This is a genomic window from Pseudomonas sp. IT-196MI5, assembly GCF_949767415.1.
GTDB lineage: Bacteria > Pseudomonadota > Gammaproteobacteria > Pseudomonadales > Pseudomonadaceae > Aquipseudomonas.
Genome location: NZ_CATKPZ010000011.1, coordinates 267701 through 284833 on the forward strand (window position 1 = coordinate 267701; position 17133 = coordinate 284833).

Below are 17133 nucleotides of genomic sequence, written 5' to 3' on the forward strand. Positions count from 1 at the left end.
TTCTCTCAGCCTTTAAAGAACTGATTGGCCTTCTGGTACGGCATCGATCGGGAGGTGAAACCGAACGTGCCTGACGTCTGGATCTCTTCGGCGGCGCGAAAGAATTCGCCATAGGCCGCCAATGCCAGCGCCGAACCGACGCTGATGCGTTTGACGCCCATCTCACCCAACTGCGCGACCGTCAGCTTCAAGCCCCCCGACATCAACACATTCACAGGTTTCGGCGCCACGGCGCGCACCACCGCCAACACCTCCTCGGCGCTGCGCAGACCCGGCGCGTAGAGCACATCGGCACCGGCCTCGGCGAATGCCTGCAAGCGGTGGATGGTGTCGGCCAGATCGGGATTGCCGTGCAGGAAGTTTTCCGCCCGGGCAGTCAACGTAAAGTGGAACGGCAGACGGCGAGCGGCCGCGACAGCGGCCTCTATGCGCGCCACGGCATGTTCGAAACAGTAGATCGGGCCTTCTTCGCGGCCGGTGGCATCTTCAATCGAACCACCGACGGCGCCGGCCTCTGCCGCGCGCAAGATGCTTTTCGCGCAGTCGGCCGGGTTGTCGGCAAAGCCGTTTTCCAGGTCCACGGCAACCGGCAGGTCGGTGGCGGCGACAATCGCCTGAACGTTCAGCAGGGTATCGTCGAGGGTCAATCCGCCGTCGGCACGGCCCTGGGAAAAGGCATAACCGGCACTGGTGGTCGCCAGCGCCTCGAAGCCGATGCTGGCAAGCATCTTCGCCGAGCCGGCATCCCACGGATTGGGAATCACAAAAGCCCCGGGGCGTTCATGAAGGGCTTTGAACGCTTGGGCTCGAAGGGTTTGCGCGTCCATTGGTCAGGCTCCTGAAGGGGGAAAGAATCCGCCTCAGAGCAGGCCAAGTTGCTCGATGGCGGGTTCTCTGTATAGCTCAGGCAGCGCCGGCAAGCCAGGCAAACGCAGCATCAGCCTGGCGTGAAAGCGCTGCGCCAGTTTTGCGGCCAGTACGTTGTCGGCGGTGTGCAGGAAGATGTACGGCGTGCGACCTTCTTCGATCCACACCGCGATCTTTTCGACCCACGGTTCCAGGAACGTATCGTTGGCCTCAAGCGTCGGATGGCCGATAAAACGCACCTGCGGGCATTGGGTGAATGCCGCCGGACGCGGCGGCACACGGGGTTTCTTCGATTGTGCGTGGAGCACCGAAGGTTCGGTCGAGGTGCAACTGAACAGCGCACGGGGATCGAGACAGATGCGTTCGACGCCACGATCCAGCAGCAGACGATTGAGCATTCGCTCGCTGTCACCCTTGGCGAAAAACTCGTCATGCCGCACTTCCACGGCCAGTGGCCGCTGCAGGGCATCGATGAATCCGGCCAGTTCGGGCAATCGTTGGGGCGTGAAGCTTTTCGACAGCTGCAACCACAGTGGCGAAACCCGCTCACCGAGAGGGCTGAGCAATTGCACGAAGGTTTCGGCATCGGTCAGTTGCTCGCGCAGGTCTCCACCGTGGCTGATCTGGCCGGGAAACTTGGCGGTGAAACGAAAGTGCTCGGGCATGGTGTCGGCCCAACGTTGCACGGTACTGGCAGCCGGGCTCGCGTAGAAGGTCGTGTTGCCTTCCACGGCATTGAATACCTGGGAATAGAGTTCAAGAAAACTGGCGGGTTTCGCGTCCGGCGGATACAGGTAATCGCGCCAGGCGTTCTCGCTCCAGGACGGACAACCAAGGTAATACGGCAGCAACATCAGATGTACAGGTCGAGACCCAGCACATCCGCTTCCCAATCGACGAAACCGGCGGTGCTCAGGTAGCTGGCCAGGGCCATCGCCACGCTTTTGCTCATGGCACGGTGGTAAATCAGGTCTTGCTGACGGGCGGGGAGATTGCTCAGTTTTTGCGCAGAGGCTTTGGCAGCGCGAGCAGCCAGTTGTTCTTCGGTCGGGAGTTCCAGCTCGCCGTCGATATCAATGGCGTCGTCTTCCAGCACGCGGCCTTGGCGAGGTTTGCGCTTGATGGGGTAGGACTGAGAGGAGGCGCCGTCTATACGCATGCGTGCATACTCGGAATCTGTGATGGCAGTTTAGTGGCGCATTTCCCACATCGCAAACCGCCGAGTGATAACTAGAACACATAAAAGGCAAAAGGTTTAAAAGCCGGGGTTAGAAAATCACGATTGGTGAAAACCGGTAGATCGCATCGCGAGCAAGCTCGCTCCCACAGGGGTTTGCGCAGAACCTGTGGGAGCGAGCTTGCTCGCGATTGGACCAGCCCGGTCCAGCAAATTATCGAGCTTTAGGCGTCGCCACCTTGTCACGCAGATAAACCGGCTGCGCCTCATCAGCCACGATTGCCTCGCCACGCTCCCAGGCAAATCGCGCCAGGGTCAGCAGATCCTCAGCATGGGGCAACATGCCCGCGTCCTGCCCGCTCAGGCTGACGGCGATACGCTCGGCATATCCCCAACCGGTGCCTGCGCCGAACCATTCGCCGCTGGCATCGGCCGGCAATGCAGCGGACTCCGGCGGCAATACCGCTTCCTTACCCACCAGGCGCATCTCCCCGGCCGTTTCACGGTAGCAGCCCCAATACACTTCATCCATGCGCGCATCGATGGCGGCGGCGACCTGAGTGGCGCCGTGTTCGCGCAGCGCACGTTGCGCCAGCACGGCCAGGTTCGACACCGGCAACACTGGGCGATCCAGGGCAAACGCCAGGCCTTGCACCACGCCGATGGCAATGCGTACGCCCGTAAAGGCGCCTGGGCCACGGCCAAATGCGATGGCATCGACCGCTTGCAGCGTGGTGCCCGCGTCGGCCAGCAATTGCTTGATCATCGGCAACAGCTTCTGCGCGTGCAGGCGCGGGATCACCTCGTAATGGCTCGTGACCTTGCCGTCATGCAGCAAGGCAACGGAGCAAGCTTCAGTCGCGGTGTCCAGGGCCAGCAAGGTGCTCATCGATGTATCCACAAGAAAGATCAGAAAAAAGTGCGTCAGTATAAACAACTACGGCCCGCAAGCGGGCCGTGGATGATGCAGCGGATCAGGTTTTTCAGCTCAGGGCTGCAAGCACCTTGGCGGTGATCGCTTCAACCGAACCGACGCCTTCGATGTGGCTGTACTTAGGCTTGCCATTGGCAGCGGACAGCGTCTGGTAGAACTCCACCAGCGGCTTGGTCTGGGAGTGGTAGACCGACAGGCGATGACGCACGGTTTCTTCGGTGTCGTCCTTGCGCTGTACCAGCTCTTCACCGGTGACGTCGTCCTTGCCAGCTACTTTCGGCGGGTTGTAGACGATGTGGTACACGCGGCCGCTGGCCTCGTGAACACGGCGACCGGCGATACGCTGGACGATTTCTTCGTCTTCGACGGCGATTTCAACCACGGCATCCAGCTCGACGCCGGCCGTCACCAGGGCTTCAGCCTGGGGAATGGTGCGCGGGAAGCCGTCGAACAGGAAACCGTTGGCGCAGTCGGACTGGGCGATGCGGTCCTTGACCAGTGCGATGATCAGGTCATCGGACACCAGGCCACCGGCATCCATGATGCTCTTGGCTTTGATGCCCAACTCGGTACCGGCCTTGACCGCTGCACGCAGCATGTCGCCGGTGGAGATTTGCGGAATGCCGAATTTTTCGGTGATGAACTTAGCCTGAGTACCTTTACCGGCCCCGGGAGCTCCCAGCAGAATGACGCGCATCGATGTGCTCCTCAATTTTTTATATGGATAACGTCAGATTCGCCTCGTGGGGCCAATCTCAAAAATAGGGTCGTGACCGCCCAAACGGCCAAAGGCTGCTCAAGATACACAGCAGGGTGCGCCCACACAAGACGCCAAAAGTCGGAGAAACCGCTCCCTCTTGCGACCATTGCGCGCGGTTTGCCAAGTCGCAACCCCATCAATAACTGTCGCCTGACAGCACTTTTCAACCCGTCATACGGCGGCATCCGACTCACCTGCCGGATGCCTGACCCCACGGCAAAAACCTTAGCCGGTGTTACGCAAACCGGCGGCAATCCCCGCCACAGACACCAGCAACGCCTGTTCTACCGGGCTGCCCTGCGCCACGTCCTGCACTCTTGAACGGGCCAGCAACTCGGCCTGCAATAGATGAAGCGGGTCGAGGTAAGTGTTGCGCAAGCGGATGAACTCAAGGGTCGCCGGGCTATGTGCCAGCAGCTGCGACTGCCCGGTCAGGCCGAGAACGATGGTGCATGCCTGCGACAATAGGTCGCGTAAATGCGCACCCAATGGCAACAGATTCGGCTCCACCAGACGCTCATCGTAAGACTGCGCAATGTCGGCATCGGCCTTGGCCAGGACCATTTCCAGCATGTCGATGCGGGTGCGGAAGAACGGCCACTGCTCACGCATCTGCCCCAGCAGTTCGCCTTCGCCGCGCTCCAGGGCCTTGCTCAGGGCCGCTTCCCAACCCAGCCAGGCCGGCAGCATCAGGCGCGTCTGGGTCCAGCCGAAAATCCACGGAATCGCCCGCAGGCTTTCGATCCCCCCGGCCCGGCGCTTGGCCGGACGACTGCCCAGCGGCAAACGACCGAGCTCCTGTTCCGGCGTGGACTGGCGGAAATACTCCACGAACTGCGGATTTTCCCGCACCACGGCGCGGTAAGCGCTGACACCGTCTGCGGCCAGTTCGTCCATCAGATGGCGCCACTCGGGCGTAGGTGGCGGCGGAGGCAGCAAGGTCGCCTCGAGCACGGCGGCCAGGTACAGGTTGAGGTTCTGTTCGGCGATGTCCGGCAGGCCGAATTTGAATCGAATCATTTCGCCCTGTTCAGTGGTGCGGAAACGACCCGCCACCGAACCCGGTGGCTGCGACAGGATCGCCGCGTGGGCCGGGCCGCCGCCTCGCCCCACGGTGCCGCCGCGACCGTGGAACAACAGCAGTTCCACTTGCTGCGCACGACAGATGTCCACCAAACGCTCCTGTGCCCGGTACTGCGCCCAGGCCGCCGCCGTGGTGCCGGCGTCCTTGGCCGAGTCGGAGTAGCCGATCATCACTTCCTGCGGCCCTTGCAGGCGCGCGCGATAGCCCGGCAACAGCAGCAGCTTTTCGATCACCGGGCCGGCATTGTCGAGGTCGGCGAGGGTTTCGAACAGCGGCACCACGCGCATCGGCCGCAACACGCCGGACTCTTTGAGCAGCAATTGCACGGCGAGTACATCGGAAGCCGCACCGGCCATGGAAATCACATAGGAACCGAGGGATGCCTCAGGCGCAGCAGCGATTTCCCGGCAGGTCGCCAGCACTTCGGCGGTGTCTGCCGAAGGCTTGAAGTACGCCGGCAACAAGGGACGACGATTGCTCAATTCGCGCATCAGAAAGGCGATGCGCTCTTCCTCGCTCCAGTCCTCGTAGCTTCCCAGGCCAAGGTAGTCGGTGATTTCGGTCATTGCCGCGGTGTGCCGCGACGAGTCCTGGCGCACATCCAGACGAACAAGGAACAGACCGAACGTCACTGCCCGACGCAGGCAATCGAGCAACGGCCCGTCGGCGATCACGCCCATGCCGCACTCGTGCAAAGAGTGGTAGCAAAGTTCCAGCGGATCGAGCAGTTCGCGGTTGTGTTGCAGCACATCGGCCGGTGCCGGCGTTGGCGTCGACAAGGCGGCGTGTGCCCAGTTGCGCGTCGCCCGCAGGCGTTCGCGTAGCTGTTTGAGCACGGCCCGGTAAGGTTCGGCGCTGTCACCGGCCTTGGCCCTCAATTCATCGTTGGCCTGCTGCATCGACAGTTCAGCGGCGAGGCGATCGACATCCCGAAGGTACAAATCGGCCGCCATCCAGCGCGCCAAAAGTAAAACTTCACGGGTGACCGCAGCGGTCACGTTGGGGTTGCCGTCGCGGTCGCCGCCCATCCACGAGGCGAAACGAATCGGTGCCGCCTCCAGTGGCAAGCGCAGGCCGGTGGCGGTGTGCAGGGCCTGATCGGCCTTGCGCAGATAATTGGGAATGGCCTGCCACAGCGAATGCTCGATCACCGCGAAACCCCACTTGGCTTCGTCCACCGGCGTCGGACGCGTGCGGCGGATTTCCTCGGTGTGCCAGGCTTCGGCGATCAGACGCTGCAAGGTGGTCTTGATCTGCTCGCGCTCGGCACTGGTCAGGTCGCGGTGATCCTGCGCCGCCAGTTGCGCGGCGATGGCGTCGTACTTCTGGATCAGCGTGCGGCGTGCTACTTCGGTGGGATGCGCCGTGAGTACCAGCTCGATCTCCAGCCGGCCCAGCTGCCGGGCCAGCGCGTCGGCGCCATGCCCCTCGGCGCGCAGGCGCGCAAGCAACTCCGGCAGCACCCGGGCTTCGAACGGCGCCTCTTGGGATTCCTCGCGGCGGTGAATCAACTGATATTGCTCGGCGATATTGGCCAGGTTGAGAAACTGGTTGAACGCCCGCGCCACCGGCAGCAATTCGTCTTCAGTGAGCTGATTGAGGCTGGCACTGAGTTCGGCGTCCATGGAGCCGCGCCGGTCAGCCTTGGCGCCCTTGCGGATCTGCTCGATCTTGTCGAGAAAACCATCGCCATATTGCTCACGAATGGTGTTGCCCAATAGCTCACCCAGCAGGTGAACGTCCTCGCGCAAGCGTGCATCAATATCGGTCATCAGCAGGTCTCCAGCAAAAATCCGGGCGGCTAGGAACCTAAAGAGTGCCGCCCCAGACGGGTTCTTACAAGCAAGACGACGAAGTGCCTTTAAACCTTGCCTGTTGAAGCTAGTCTGAAGATAAGCCGCACAATGGCTATCGCCGGCCAATGCCGGACACTCACCCTGCCTGCCACGAGCGGGAGCGCAATGAGGTCAATATGAAAATCCGCGAGCTTGCCCACCACTGGGAAGAAAACGCCAAGGGTCGCCTGACCGACACCGGCTACTCGATTCATCTGGACGTGGAGTCTGCCGCACGCCTGGCCGCGCTCGTCGAGATGTACCCCAAGCGGCATCCCGAAGAACTGCTCGGCGACCTGATCGGTGCCGCGCTGGAAGAGCTGGAAAGGAGCTTCCCGTACGTCAAAGGCTCGACCGTGGTCGCCACCGATGAAGAAGGCGATCCACTGTACGAAGACATTGGACCGACCCCGCGCTTTCTGGCGCTGTCACGTCGGCATTTGCACGATTTGTCGGTGCCTGACGACAAACAGAAGCACTGATTTTCCACGAAACCTGTGGGAGCGAGCTTGCTCGCGATGGCGGAGTGTCAGGCAACACATGTGTTGAATCTCAGGCCGTCATCGCGAGCAAGCTCGCTCCCACATTGGCCTGTATTTCACTTCGAAAATTGCGCTTCCGCGGACCTGTAAAAGGCCCGGCATAGCGCTTCGCACCCTGTAAATCCCCGTCTTAGAGCCCTGTCCATTCGATCACGGCTTTTTCAATAGCCGGCTAAATTCTCTGAACTTTCAAAAAAAGCCTCGGGTCAACCCAAGTAACCACGCCTGGGACGAGCGTTTCAAAACACCCCGCAATTGATGGTTTCAGCGCCTTGCCCAGGGTGGACTTCGACGTTTTTCAGGAATTGGCCCAATGGAGTTGAAGACCATGAAAACCCGAACCGGAACCCCCTCATTTACCTGTTCGCAAAGCCTGAAACTGGCGGCGTTGGCCCTGGGCAGTTGCCTGGTCCTGGCCGGCTGCGCCGGTAACCCGCCGACCGAGCAGTACGCAGTCACCCAATCGGCCGTCAACGACGCCGTGAGCGCCGGCGGTACCGAGTTCGCCGCCGTGGAAATGAAGTCGGCCCAGGACAAGCTCAAGCAAGCCGAAATCGCCATGCACGACAAGAAATACGACCAGGCCCGGATGCTCGCTGAACAGGCCGAGTGGGACGCTCGCGTGGCCGAGCGCAAGGCCCAGGCGATGAAGGCCGAACAATCAGTGAAGGACGCTCAGAAAGGCGTCCAGGAATTGCGTCAGGAAAGCCAGCGCGCCGTTCAGTAAGCGGCGCGGCGCCCCCGCATTCCCACTTGACGAAAAGGACGAAATCATGAAACGCAAACAAGTGATGATCCCTGCCCTGCTGGCTGTCACCGTAGCCCTGACAGCCTGCTCCACACCACCGAACGCCAACCTCGAACAGGCCCGCAGCAACTACACCGGCCTGCAAACTGATCCGCAAGCGGCCAAGGTTGCGGCCTTGGAAACCAAGGAGGCCAGTGATTACCTGGACAAGGCCGATAAGGCCTACAGGGACAAGGAGAACGTGGCCACGGTTGACCAGCTTGCCTATTTGACCAACCAGCGCGTCGAAGTGGCCAAGCAGACCATCGCCCTGCGCACCGCCGAGGCCAGTCTGAAAGATGCCTCGGCGCAACGGGCTCAGGCCCGCCTCGACGCCCGTGATCAGCAGATCAAACAGTTGAAGGACAGCCTCAACGCCAGGCAGACCGATCGCGGGACGCTGGTGACCTTCGGGGATGTGCTGTTCGCCACCGACAAGGCCGAACTGAAAGCCAACGGCTTGGCGAACATCAATAAACTGGCGCAGTACCTCCAGGAAAACCCCGAGCGCAAAGTGATTGTCGAGGGCTATACCGACAGCACCGGTACGGCGTCGCACAATCAGTCGCTGTCGGAGCGTCGCGCGGGTTCCGTGCGTGCTGCGCTGGTGAAGATGGGCGTTGATCCGGCGCGTATCGTCGCCCAGGGTTACGGCAAGGAGTACCCCGTGGCAGATAACAGCAGCACCTCGGGCCGGGCGATGAACCGTCGGGTGGAGGTGACCATTTCCAATGACAGTCAGCCGGTGATGCCGCGTTCGGCGGTGAGTTCATACACCCAATAATCAGCCACAACACAAAAACCTGTGGGAGCGAGCTTGCTCGCGATGAGGCCATAACATTCAACATCTATGTTGACTGTTACACCGCCATCGCGAGCAGGCTCGCTCCCACATTGGTTCTGTGTTGCCTGCGAAAATTGAGTTACGGCTCCAGCTTCTGCGGCGTCTCCTGCCCCATGCAGCGCACGGCTTTTTTCTTGCTGTCGACCAGCACGCCGGTCAGGCCTTTCTGTTCCATGTCGAACAGCACCAGCACGCCATCGATGCACTGTGCGACTTGGGCGGCCGGTTCCAGGGAGACTTTGTAGTCTTCGCCCGGCACGGTCTTGAGCATGGTGAATTCGTTGAGCAGCAACGCATCCTCGGGCTTGGCGAAGTGCAGGTAGCCGTACCACCACAGGGCACCGACGGTGCCGAGGATGCTGCAGATACCGGTGATGATCAGCGGGATGGCGTTACGTTCTTCACTCATTGCGGACTCTCTGGTGGTTCATCTTCAGAATTCGGGGGTGCCGGGTAATTGGGGGTTTCACCCAGACGGCGCAGACCGTTGAAATGCTGCGGGTCATCAAGAAAACGCAGCATGACCTTGCGCCAGACCGGATTGGCAAACGTCTGCACATGACCACCTCGGGTCAACTGCAGCACTCGCGGCGGCGGCGCAGCTTGATACAACCGGATGCCGTTGGAAAGAGGCACGATCGGATCGTCGATGCTGTGGTAGAGCAGTTTCGGCACATCCTTGAGTTGCGCCATGGAGTTGATCGCGCTGTCACCATCCGGCACCAGCCAGGACAACGGCACCTGCAAAGGCCAGGTCAACCATGAAGTACTCAAGGCAAACTGACCGATGCTTCGGTAACTGGCGGGCACACCGTCGAGGACAATAGCCTTCAGTTGTTTCTGGCGTTCCGGGTGCTGAACCAGGTAATGCACGGCCATCGAGCCACCAAGGCTCTGGCCGAGCAGGATCAGCGGCTTGCCCTTGACCTGCGGCGCATTGTCCAGCCAGGTGAATGCGGCGTCGATGTCCTGATAGATTGCCGGCAGGCTGGGTTCGCCTTCGGACAAGCCGTAACCGCGATAGTCCACAAGCAACACCTGGTAACCATTTTCCGGCAACCAAAAGCTCCCGCCGAGGTGCATGGGCAGGTTTCCGCCATTGCCGTGCAGGTGCAGCACCGTGCCTTTGACCTCGACACCCTTCTTCGCCGGCAGCCACCAGGCGTTCAGCTTGAGGCCATCGGCGGTGTTCAAGGTGACGGTGCGGTACTCGAGCCCGGCCTTTTCCGGAGTGAACAACTGGCCGGGTTCGGGGTAGAACAGCAGCGAGCTGCAACCGTTCAAGACCAGGAGCAGGCAGAGGATGCCGAGGGTTCTCATCCGTTGAAACCTCGCAAAAAAATGGATTGGAACACAATCCCCTGTAGGAGCGAGCCTGCTCGCGATGGCGGCGTATCAGACAACATAATTGTTGAATGTTAGTTCGCTATCGCGAGCAGGCTCGCTCCTACAATGGTCCGCGTCACCGTTAGAGGATGTTGGAGTAATCCGCCTCGATCCGGTCCAGGCTCAGGTGGTTGAGGAAGTTGGAGAAGCACATCCACGCCGACAGCGCGTTCATGTCGCGGAACTGTTCCGGCAGGTACTTGGGCGGCACTACCAGGCCTTCGTCCACCAACTGGCGCAAAGTGCGCATGTCTTCCAGCGTGGTCTTGCCGCAGAACAACAGCGGTATCTGCTCCAGCTTGCCTTTGCGCACGGCCAGTTGAATGTAGTTGTAAATCATGATGAAGCCCTTGAGGTAGGACAAGTCTTTGGTAAATGGCAGACCTGTCGGCACCGAGCCACGGAACACGCGACTGGCGTTGCTATAGCTCTCGGGCATCTCGAAACCTTGCTCGCGGAAGAACTCGAACACCTGCAGGAAGTCGGCGCCCTCCTCCACCATGTGAATGGCACGGGTGCGGTTGGTCAGTTTGCGCAGGCGGCTCGGGTACGAAGCGAAGGTGATGATTTCCATCAGGATCGCCAGGCCTTCCTGGGTCACCGTCGACGAGGGCGGGCCTTTGGCGAGGAAGGTGCAGATCGGCTGGTTCAGGCCGTTGAGGGTGGTGCCGACGTGCACCAGCCCTTCGTGGACTTCCAGTGCACGCACATCGCGGTCGTTGAACATCGCGTCGGCGCGGATCTTGATGTAGTCGGCGCCCGCCGCCGCATCGGCGACGATGCCGTCGGACTCGAATACCCGGATGGTTTCCTCGGCCTCGCCGAACACTTTGTTCAAGCGGTGTTGCAGCAGGCTGACGGCCTCCTTGGCGGTCAATGTCTTCGGTTCATCCTTGAGGTCGCCACGACCGTCGATGTTGTTCAGGTATTCGGACAACATCATGCCCAGGTCGGACAGCGTCGGGTCGCCGGCGTGGAACGCGTCGGACGCGGCGCCGTACAACTCCTGGGAAATCAGGCCGAAATCCTCGGTGCCGCGCGCTTCGAGCATTCGCACCACCATGCGGTATTCCTTGCACATGCGCCGCATGATCTGGCCGACCGGGTTGAACTGGCCGAGCTGGCGGGTGATGTCGCGCTCGATGTTCTGGAACTCCAGCTTCACTTTGCTGGAGTCGAACGCCAGCGGCCGGTTGAGGTAGTAGTCGCGGTCCACCGCCGGCATTTCCTTGCCTTTGGCCTTGAGGAAGCCCTTACGAATGTTGTCATCCCACTTGACCGCATCGAGGACGCGGATCGGCGTCTGCGCCACCACAATGCGATCGGACAAAATGCGTATCGACTGTTGGTAATCGTCCACGCGAAACTCCTGTAGAAACCTGTTGGTGCCGGTTATTTGGCTTTGGCCTGACGCTGGTAGCGCACCGCTTCGACGAACACATCGGTATTGGCCGGATCGTCGAGGTAGGCGGCGACTTGATCCATGTTGCTGTCGATCAATACGCCATCGCCGTCGTTGGTCTGCAAGCGTTCACCGTTCAGGGCTTTTTGCTTCATGGCCTGGTTGATCTGGTCGAGGTCGAGGTTATAGACCACCAGCTCATGCTTGTCGGTCAGTTCAAACCCGCCAATGGTGAAATGCCCGCCGAATTGCGCCGGCACCTTCGCCGACAGATACCAGCGGTTGCCATGGCGCGACAGGGTGAACGGGTAGGCTTCACGTTCCCTGGGCCTGGCCCGGTAGTAGCTGACGGCCTGATAACGGTTGTCGCCGATGCGGGTCAGTTCGAGGTTGAGCGGCTCGCCCCAGGCATTGGTGCTGGTCCATTTGCCAAGTAATCCTTTGGGCGCGGGTTCGCTTGTGGGCAGCGGTTCCTTGAAGGTCACCAGACAGCCACCGAGCAGCAGGAACGACAAGGCGATCACAACGACACGCCAGGCTTTCATTCAATACTCCCTATGAACATACGTCGCCCTGAAGTGGACACCTTCCCCTGTGGGAGCGAGCTTGCTCGCGATGGCGGCGTGTCTGGCAACACAGATGTTGAATGTCAGACCGCTATCGCGAGCAAGCTCGCTCCCACAGGGTGAAGCACCAGCTGGCGCTACACCGACGCCAGCACCAGGTGCATGTAGCGCGTCAGGATGCCGAGCATTTCCTCTTCGGCGGCAGGCTCGTCTACATTGAGCAGTCCTTGATACTCCATCCGGCCGATAATCGCCGTCAACACCTTGGCATCCTGATGCGGTTCGCGCGAGCCCAGCACCTGGAACAGCTGGCAAGAGCCCTGCAACAGGATTTGCTGGTGCGAGCGCACCAGTTCGGCCAGGCGTGGGTTGAGCAATGCTTCCTGGCGAAACGCCTGCTCGGCCATCAAATGTTCACGGCGATTGACCAGTTGCCGGTGAACGTAATCGGTCATCAGCCGCGCAATGTCGTCCGCCAGCTTCGAGCGCGCCTGCGGGCTGCCATCGCCACTGTCGATCATTTCACGCAACAGACCTTCGTTGTTCACCCACAGCTTGCCCATGTACGCCGCACTGCGTTCCACGTATTGGGCGAAGGTATCGGTGAGCAAGTCATCGATATCCTTGAAATAGTAAGTGGTCGCCGACAACGGCACTTGCGCCTCGGCAGCCACCGCACGGTGTCGTACGGCGCGTACGCCATCGCGCACGACAATGCGCATGGCAGCATCCAGGATTTCCTGTCGTCGCTGCTCGCTGCCCTGTCGGCTGGCCTTGCGGCCCTGGTACTGAACACTTTCAGCGACCGCAGTGGCGACACCCGCTGCACCTTCTTGAGCTATTGCACGAATCACGACAGGTATTTCCTCTCAGATGAAAGTAACAAGTTGATACGTTTGTACCAGACAGGCAATAAAAAACCGCCTGAAAAGGCGGCTTTTTAATTGAAACACTTACGCTTGCGGCCGCATGTGCGGGAACAGGATCACGTCGCGGATCGATGGGGAGTTGGTCAGCAGCATCACCAGACGGTCGATACCGATGCCTTCACCGGCCGTTGGCGGCATGCCGTACTCCAGCGCACGAACGAAGTCGGCGTCGTAGTGCATGGCTTCGTCGTCGCCGGCGTCCTTGTCGGCCACCTGTGCCATGAAGCGCTCGGCCTGGTCTTCCGCGTCGTTCAACTCGGAGTAGGCGTTGGCGATTTCACGGCCACCGATGAACAGCTCGAAACGGTCGGTGACGTTCGGGTTCTCGTCGTTACGACGGGCCAGCGGCGACACTTCGAACGGGTACTGGGTGATGAAGTGCGGCTGTTCCAGCTTGTGCTCGACCAGCTCTTCGAAAATCATCACCTGCAGCTTGCCCAGGCCTTCGAAGCCCAGCACCTTGGCGCCGGCTTTCTTGGCGATGGCGCGAGCCTTGTCGAGGTCGTTCAGATCATCGGCGGTCAGCTCAGGGTTGTACTTGAGGATCGAGTCGAACACCGACAGACGCACGAACGGCTCGCCGAAATGGAACACCTTGTCGCCGTACGGCACGTCGGTGCTGCCCAGAACCAGCTGAGCCAGTTCGCGGAACAGCTCTTCGGTCAGGTCCATGTTGTCTTCGTAGTCGGCGTAGGCCTGGTAGAACTCCAACATGGTGAATTCAGGGTTGTGACGAGTCGAAACGCCTTCGTTACGGAAGTTGCGGTTGATCTCGAACACTTTCTCGAACCCGCCAACAACAAGGCGCTTGAGATACAGCTCCGGCGCGATACGCAGGAACATGCCCATGTCCAGCGCGTTGTGGTGGGTTTCGAACGGCTTGGCTGCCGCGCCGCCCGGAATGGTCTGCAGCATCGGCGTTTCCACTTCCAGGAAGTCACGCTTCATCAGGAAGCTGCGGATGTGGGCGATGACTTGCGAACGCACGCGGAACGTCTGGCGCACGTCTTCGTTGACGATCAGGTCAACGTAGCGCTGGCGGTAACGCTGTTCGGTGTCGGTCAGGCCGTGGTGCTTGTCCGGCAGCGGACGCAGGGATTTGGTCAGCAGGCGCACGCTGGTCATTTCAACGTACAGGTCGCCCTTGCCGGAACGGGCCAGGGTGCCTTCGGCTGCAATGATGTCGCCCATGTCCCAGGTTTTCACCGCGGCCAGGGTTTCTTCGGACAGGGTCTTGCGGTTGACGTAGACCTGGATTCGCCCGGTCATGTCCTGGATCACCATGAACGAGCCACGGTTGAGCATGATACGACCGGCAACCTTGACCGGGATCGCCGCCTCTGCCAGCTCTTCCTTGGTCTTGTCCGCGTACTGTTTCTGCAGTTGCTCGCAGTAGTTTTCGCGGCGGAAGTCGTTGGGGAAGGCATTGCCCTTGGCGCGCTCGGCAGCAAGCTTTTCCTTGCGCAGGGCGATCAGGGAGTTTTCTTCCTGTTGCAGGGCTTGCGGGTCGAGTTCTAGGTCGCTCATGTCTTTAGATATTCCATCTGGTTCGTTGCCCCCGGCCTGCGGCCGGGGATCGCCAGCAAGCTGGCTCCTACAGGGGTTCGGGGGGTGTCAGCCGATCCCGTATTGCATTGCTTACAGCCCGGACTTCAGGCTGGCTTCCAGGTATTCGTCGATGTCGCCATCGAGCACCTTGTCACAGTCGCTGCGTTCGATGTTGGTACGCAGATCCTTGATCCGCGAGGCATCGAGCACGTACGAACGGATCTGGTGACCCCAGCCGATATCGGACTTGGTGTCTTCCAGCGCCTGGGACGCCGCGTTGCGTTTCTGTATTTCCTGCTCGTACAAGCGCGCCCGCAACATTTTCATCGCGGTGTCTTTGTTGGCGTGCTGGGAACGTTCGTTCTGGCAGCTGACCACGGTATTGGTCGGTACGTGGGTGATACGTACGGCCGAGTCGGTGGTGTTTACGTGCTGACCACCGGCACCGGAGGAACGATAGGTGTCGATCCGCAGGTCTGCCGGGTTGATTTCGATTTCCACCTTGTCATCGATCTCTGGGGAGACGAACACTGCGGAGAACGAGGTGTGGCGACGGTTGCCGGAGTCGAACGGGCTCTTGCGCACCAGACGGTGCACGCCGATCTCGGTCCGCAACCAGCCAAACGCGTATTCGCCCTTGATGTGCAAGGTCGCGCCTTTGATGCCAGCGACTTCACCGGCCGACAGCTCCATGATGGTCGCGTCGAACCCGCGTTTGTCAGCCCAGCGCAAGTACATGCGCAGCAGGATGTTGGCCCAGTCCTGGGCTTCGGTGCCGCCGGAACCGGCCTGGATGTCCAGGTAGGCGTTGTTCGGGTCCATTTCATGGCTGAACATGCGGCGGAATTCAAGCTTGGCGAGGTTTTCCTCGAGACGGGCCAGCTCGGCGACGACATCGCCCACTGCGCCTTCGTCGTTCTCTTCAACGGCCATGTCCAGCAGGTCACGGCAATCGGCCAGACCGGTGTTCAATTCGTCCAGGGTATCGACGATCTGCGCCAGCGCAGCGCGCTCGCGGCCCAGTTCCTGGGCGTATTCAGGTTTGTTCCAGACACTCGGATCTTCAAGCTCGCGATTGACCTCGGTCAGACGCTCATGCTTTTGATCGTAGTCAAAGATACCCCCGAATAGTTTCGGAGCGCTCGGACAAGTCCTTGATGGTGTTCAGGATCGGGTTGATTTCCATGACGGGCAGCACTCGTTGGCGAACTTTTGAAAGCCGGCGAGTATACCGGGAAACGGTCGGTAACGGCAGTCCGCTTGGCCGAAAAGGCGGGGTTGCAGACGTTCTTTACAGCGATTGAGGCCATTGTGGGAGCGAGCTTGCTCCGGGCGGCGTTCCGACGATGACGGCGTGTCAGTCCATGGAACTATCGACTGACACAACGCCATCGCGAGCAAGCTCGCTCCCACAGGGCTTTGCGTCGCTCAGGAAATAGGGTAGATCACTCCACCCCCACCTGATTACGCCCATTGTTCTTCGCCGAATACAGCCCCTTGTCCGCCGCCAGGATCAGGTCGCGGCAATTGCTGCCTGTTTTCGGGGTGATGGTCGACAGGCCGATGCTGATGGTCAGGCTCGAACCTTCGGTGGGCGAGTTATGCGGGATCTTCAGGGCGGCCACGGTCATGCGCAGCTTTTCCGCCACCAGCCGTGCACCGCCCTGGGAGGTGTTGGGCAGCACCAGGGCGAACTCTTCGCCGCCGTAGCGGGCCGGCAGGTCCGAAGGCCGGGCACTGGCGTCCTTGATCGCCGCGGCGACCTTGCGCAGGGCTTCATCGCCTTCCAGGTGGCCGAAGCTGTCGTTATAAGCCTTGAAGTAATCCACATCGATCATCAGCAACGACAACTGGCTTTGCTCACGCAGCGAACGGCGCCATTCCAGCTCCATGTATTCATCGAAATGCCGACGGTTCGACAACCCGGTCAGGCCGTCGGAATTCATCAGGCGTTGCAGCACCAGGTTGGTGTCGAGCAACTGCTGCTGGCTGACCCGCAACGCGCGGTACGCCGCGTCCCGTTGCAGCAGGGTCATGTAGGAGCGCGAGTGATAGCGGATGCGCGCGACCAGTTCGATGTTGTCCGGCAGCTTGACCAGATAATCGTTGGCCCCGGCCGCGAAGGCCGCGCTCTTGATCAACGGGTCTTCCTTGGTCGACAGGACGATGATCGGAATGTCCTTGGTCGCCGGGTGATTGCGGTATTCACGTACCAGGCTCAGACCGTCCAGCCCCGGCATCACCAGGTCTTGAAGAATCACCGTCGGCTTGATGCGCACGGCGTGGGCGATGGCCTGGTGCGGGTCGGCGCAGAAGTGGAAATCGATATTCTCTTCGTTCGCCAAACCGCGGCGCACGGCTTCGCCGATCATGGCCTGATCGTCCACCAGCAACACCATGGCGGCGTTTTCGTCGGTCTTGAAGTCGTCGAGCTGTAATTCAGTCATGTGCGGTCACCTGAGTACTACCTGA

Annotated in this window: 17 protein-coding genes; 3 read left to right on the forward strand and 14 right to left on the reverse strand. The window is 60.5% G+C overall.

Translation table 11 applies throughout. From position 1 onward, the window contains the following. Positions 1 to 5: 5 nt before the first annotated feature. The 6 genes from ACM6IK_RS08800 to ppc form a co-directional block, all read right to left on the reverse strand. Complete coding sequence (locus tag ACM6IK_RS08800) at positions 6 to 827, reverse strand: isocitrate lyase/PEP mutase family protein (RefSeq protein WP_414873984.1); 822 nt, start codon at positions 825 to 827, stop codon at positions 6 to 8. A 33-nt stretch (positions 828 to 860) separates the two neighbouring features. After that, positions 861 to 1721, reverse strand: a complete 861-nt coding sequence (locus ACM6IK_RS08805) for a DUF72 domain-containing protein (RefSeq protein ID WP_414873985.1) — start codon at positions 1719 to 1721, stop codon at positions 861 to 863. Beyond that, complete coding sequence (locus ACM6IK_RS08810; protein WP_414873986.1) at positions 1721 to 2026, reverse strand: hypothetical protein; 306 nt, start codon at positions 2024 to 2026, stop codon at positions 1721 to 1723. Before ACM6IK_RS08810 ends, ACM6IK_RS08805 begins: the two co-directional genes overlap by 1 nt. Before the next feature lie 232 nt (positions 2027 to 2258). After that, a complete protein-coding gene (gene tsaB, locus ACM6IK_RS08815) occupies positions 2259 to 2933 on the reverse strand; it encodes a tRNA (adenosine(37)-N6)-threonylcarbamoyltransferase complex dimerization subunit type 1 TsaB (protein WP_414873987.1) in 675 nt (224 codons plus the stop codon). 94 nt (positions 2934 to 3027) lie between these two features. Then, positions 3028 to 3675: an adenylate kinase gene (gene adk / locus ACM6IK_RS08820; protein ID WP_414873988.1), complete on the reverse strand. Its 648-nt coding sequence runs from the start codon at positions 3673 to 3675 to the stop codon at positions 3028 to 3030. A 288-nt stretch (positions 3676 to 3963) separates the two neighbouring features. Beyond that, on the reverse strand, positions 3964 to 6594 hold the full coding sequence (ppc, locus tag ACM6IK_RS08825) for a phosphoenolpyruvate carboxylase (RefSeq protein ID WP_414873989.1): 2631 nt from the start codon (positions 6592 to 6594) through the stop codon (positions 3964 to 3966). Positions 6595 to 6794: 200 nt separating this feature from the next. Between ppc and ACM6IK_RS08830 the strand changes: the two genes are divergently transcribed. From ACM6IK_RS08830 to ACM6IK_RS08840, 3 genes are all read left to right on the forward strand, one after another. Then, positions 6795 to 7139 (forward strand): pilin assembly protein, encoded by a 345-nt coding sequence (locus ACM6IK_RS08830; RefSeq protein ID WP_414873990.1) that lies wholly within the window; start codon positions 6795 to 6797, stop codon positions 7137 to 7139. A 373-nt stretch (positions 7140 to 7512) separates the two neighbouring features. Further along, positions 7513 to 7926 carry a DUF4398 domain-containing protein gene (locus ACM6IK_RS08835; RefSeq protein ID WP_414873991.1) on the forward strand — a complete coding sequence of 138 codons (414 nt, stop codon included), beginning with the start codon at positions 7513 to 7515 and terminating at the stop codon, positions 7924 to 7926. 46 nt (positions 7927 to 7972) lie between these two features. Further along, positions 7973 to 8770 carry an OmpA family protein gene (locus tag ACM6IK_RS08840; RefSeq protein WP_414873992.1) on the forward strand — a complete coding sequence of 266 codons (798 nt, stop codon included), beginning with the start codon at positions 7973 to 7975 and terminating at the stop codon, positions 8768 to 8770. Positions 8771 to 8909: 139 nt separating this feature from the next. On the opposite strand, the gene ACM6IK_RS08845 is transcribed toward ACM6IK_RS08840, so the two are convergent. The 8 genes from ACM6IK_RS08845 to ACM6IK_RS08880 form a co-directional block, all read right to left on the reverse strand. Beyond that, positions 8910 to 9239 (reverse strand): hypothetical protein, encoded by a 330-nt coding sequence (locus tag ACM6IK_RS08845; RefSeq protein ID WP_223546606.1) that lies wholly within the window; start codon positions 9237 to 9239, stop codon positions 8910 to 8912. Beyond that, on the reverse strand, positions 9236 to 10150 hold the full coding sequence (locus ACM6IK_RS08850) for an alpha/beta hydrolase (RefSeq protein ID WP_414873993.1): 915 nt from the start codon (positions 10148 to 10150) through the stop codon (positions 9236 to 9238). Before ACM6IK_RS08850 ends, ACM6IK_RS08845 begins: the two co-directional genes overlap by 4 nt. 148 nt (positions 10151 to 10298) lie before the next feature. Next, on the reverse strand, positions 10299 to 11576 hold the full coding sequence (locus ACM6IK_RS08855; protein ID WP_414873994.1) for a flavohemoglobin expression-modulating QEGLA motif protein: 1278 nt from the start codon (positions 11574 to 11576) through the stop codon (positions 10299 to 10301). A gap of 32 nt (positions 11577 to 11608) precedes the next feature. Beyond that, positions 11609 to 12163, reverse strand: coding sequence for a hypothetical protein (locus tag ACM6IK_RS08860; RefSeq protein ID WP_414873995.1), 555 nt, complete (start codon positions 12161 to 12163; stop codon positions 11609 to 11611). Between the two features lie 158 nt (positions 12164 to 12321). Then, positions 12322 to 13038, reverse strand: a complete 717-nt coding sequence (locus ACM6IK_RS08865) for a TetR/AcrR family transcriptional regulator (RefSeq protein WP_056721047.1) — start codon at positions 13036 to 13038, stop codon at positions 12322 to 12324. A 99-nt stretch (positions 13039 to 13137) separates the two neighbouring features. Beyond that, on the reverse strand, positions 13138 to 14640 hold the full coding sequence (gene lysS, locus ACM6IK_RS08870) for a lysine--tRNA ligase (RefSeq protein ID WP_414873996.1): 1503 nt from the start codon (positions 14638 to 14640) through the stop codon (positions 13138 to 13140). Between the two features lie 111 nt (positions 14641 to 14751). Continuing rightward, positions 14752 to 15847, reverse strand: a protein-coding gene (gene prfB / locus ACM6IK_RS08875; protein ID WP_414873997.1) for a peptide chain release factor 2 whose coding sequence is annotated in 2 segments (ribosomal slippage) — positions 14752 to 15774 and positions 15776 to 15847 — 1095 coding nt in all. Because the reading frame shifts where the segments join, the coding sequence is not laid out codon by codon here. Positions 15848 to 16106: 259 nt separating this feature from the next. After that, on the reverse strand, positions 16107 to 17108 hold the full coding sequence (locus tag ACM6IK_RS08880; protein WP_414873998.1) for a diguanylate cyclase domain-containing protein: 1002 nt from the start codon (positions 17106 to 17108) through the stop codon (positions 16107 to 16109). Between the last annotated feature and the right edge of the window lie 25 nt (positions 17109 to 17133).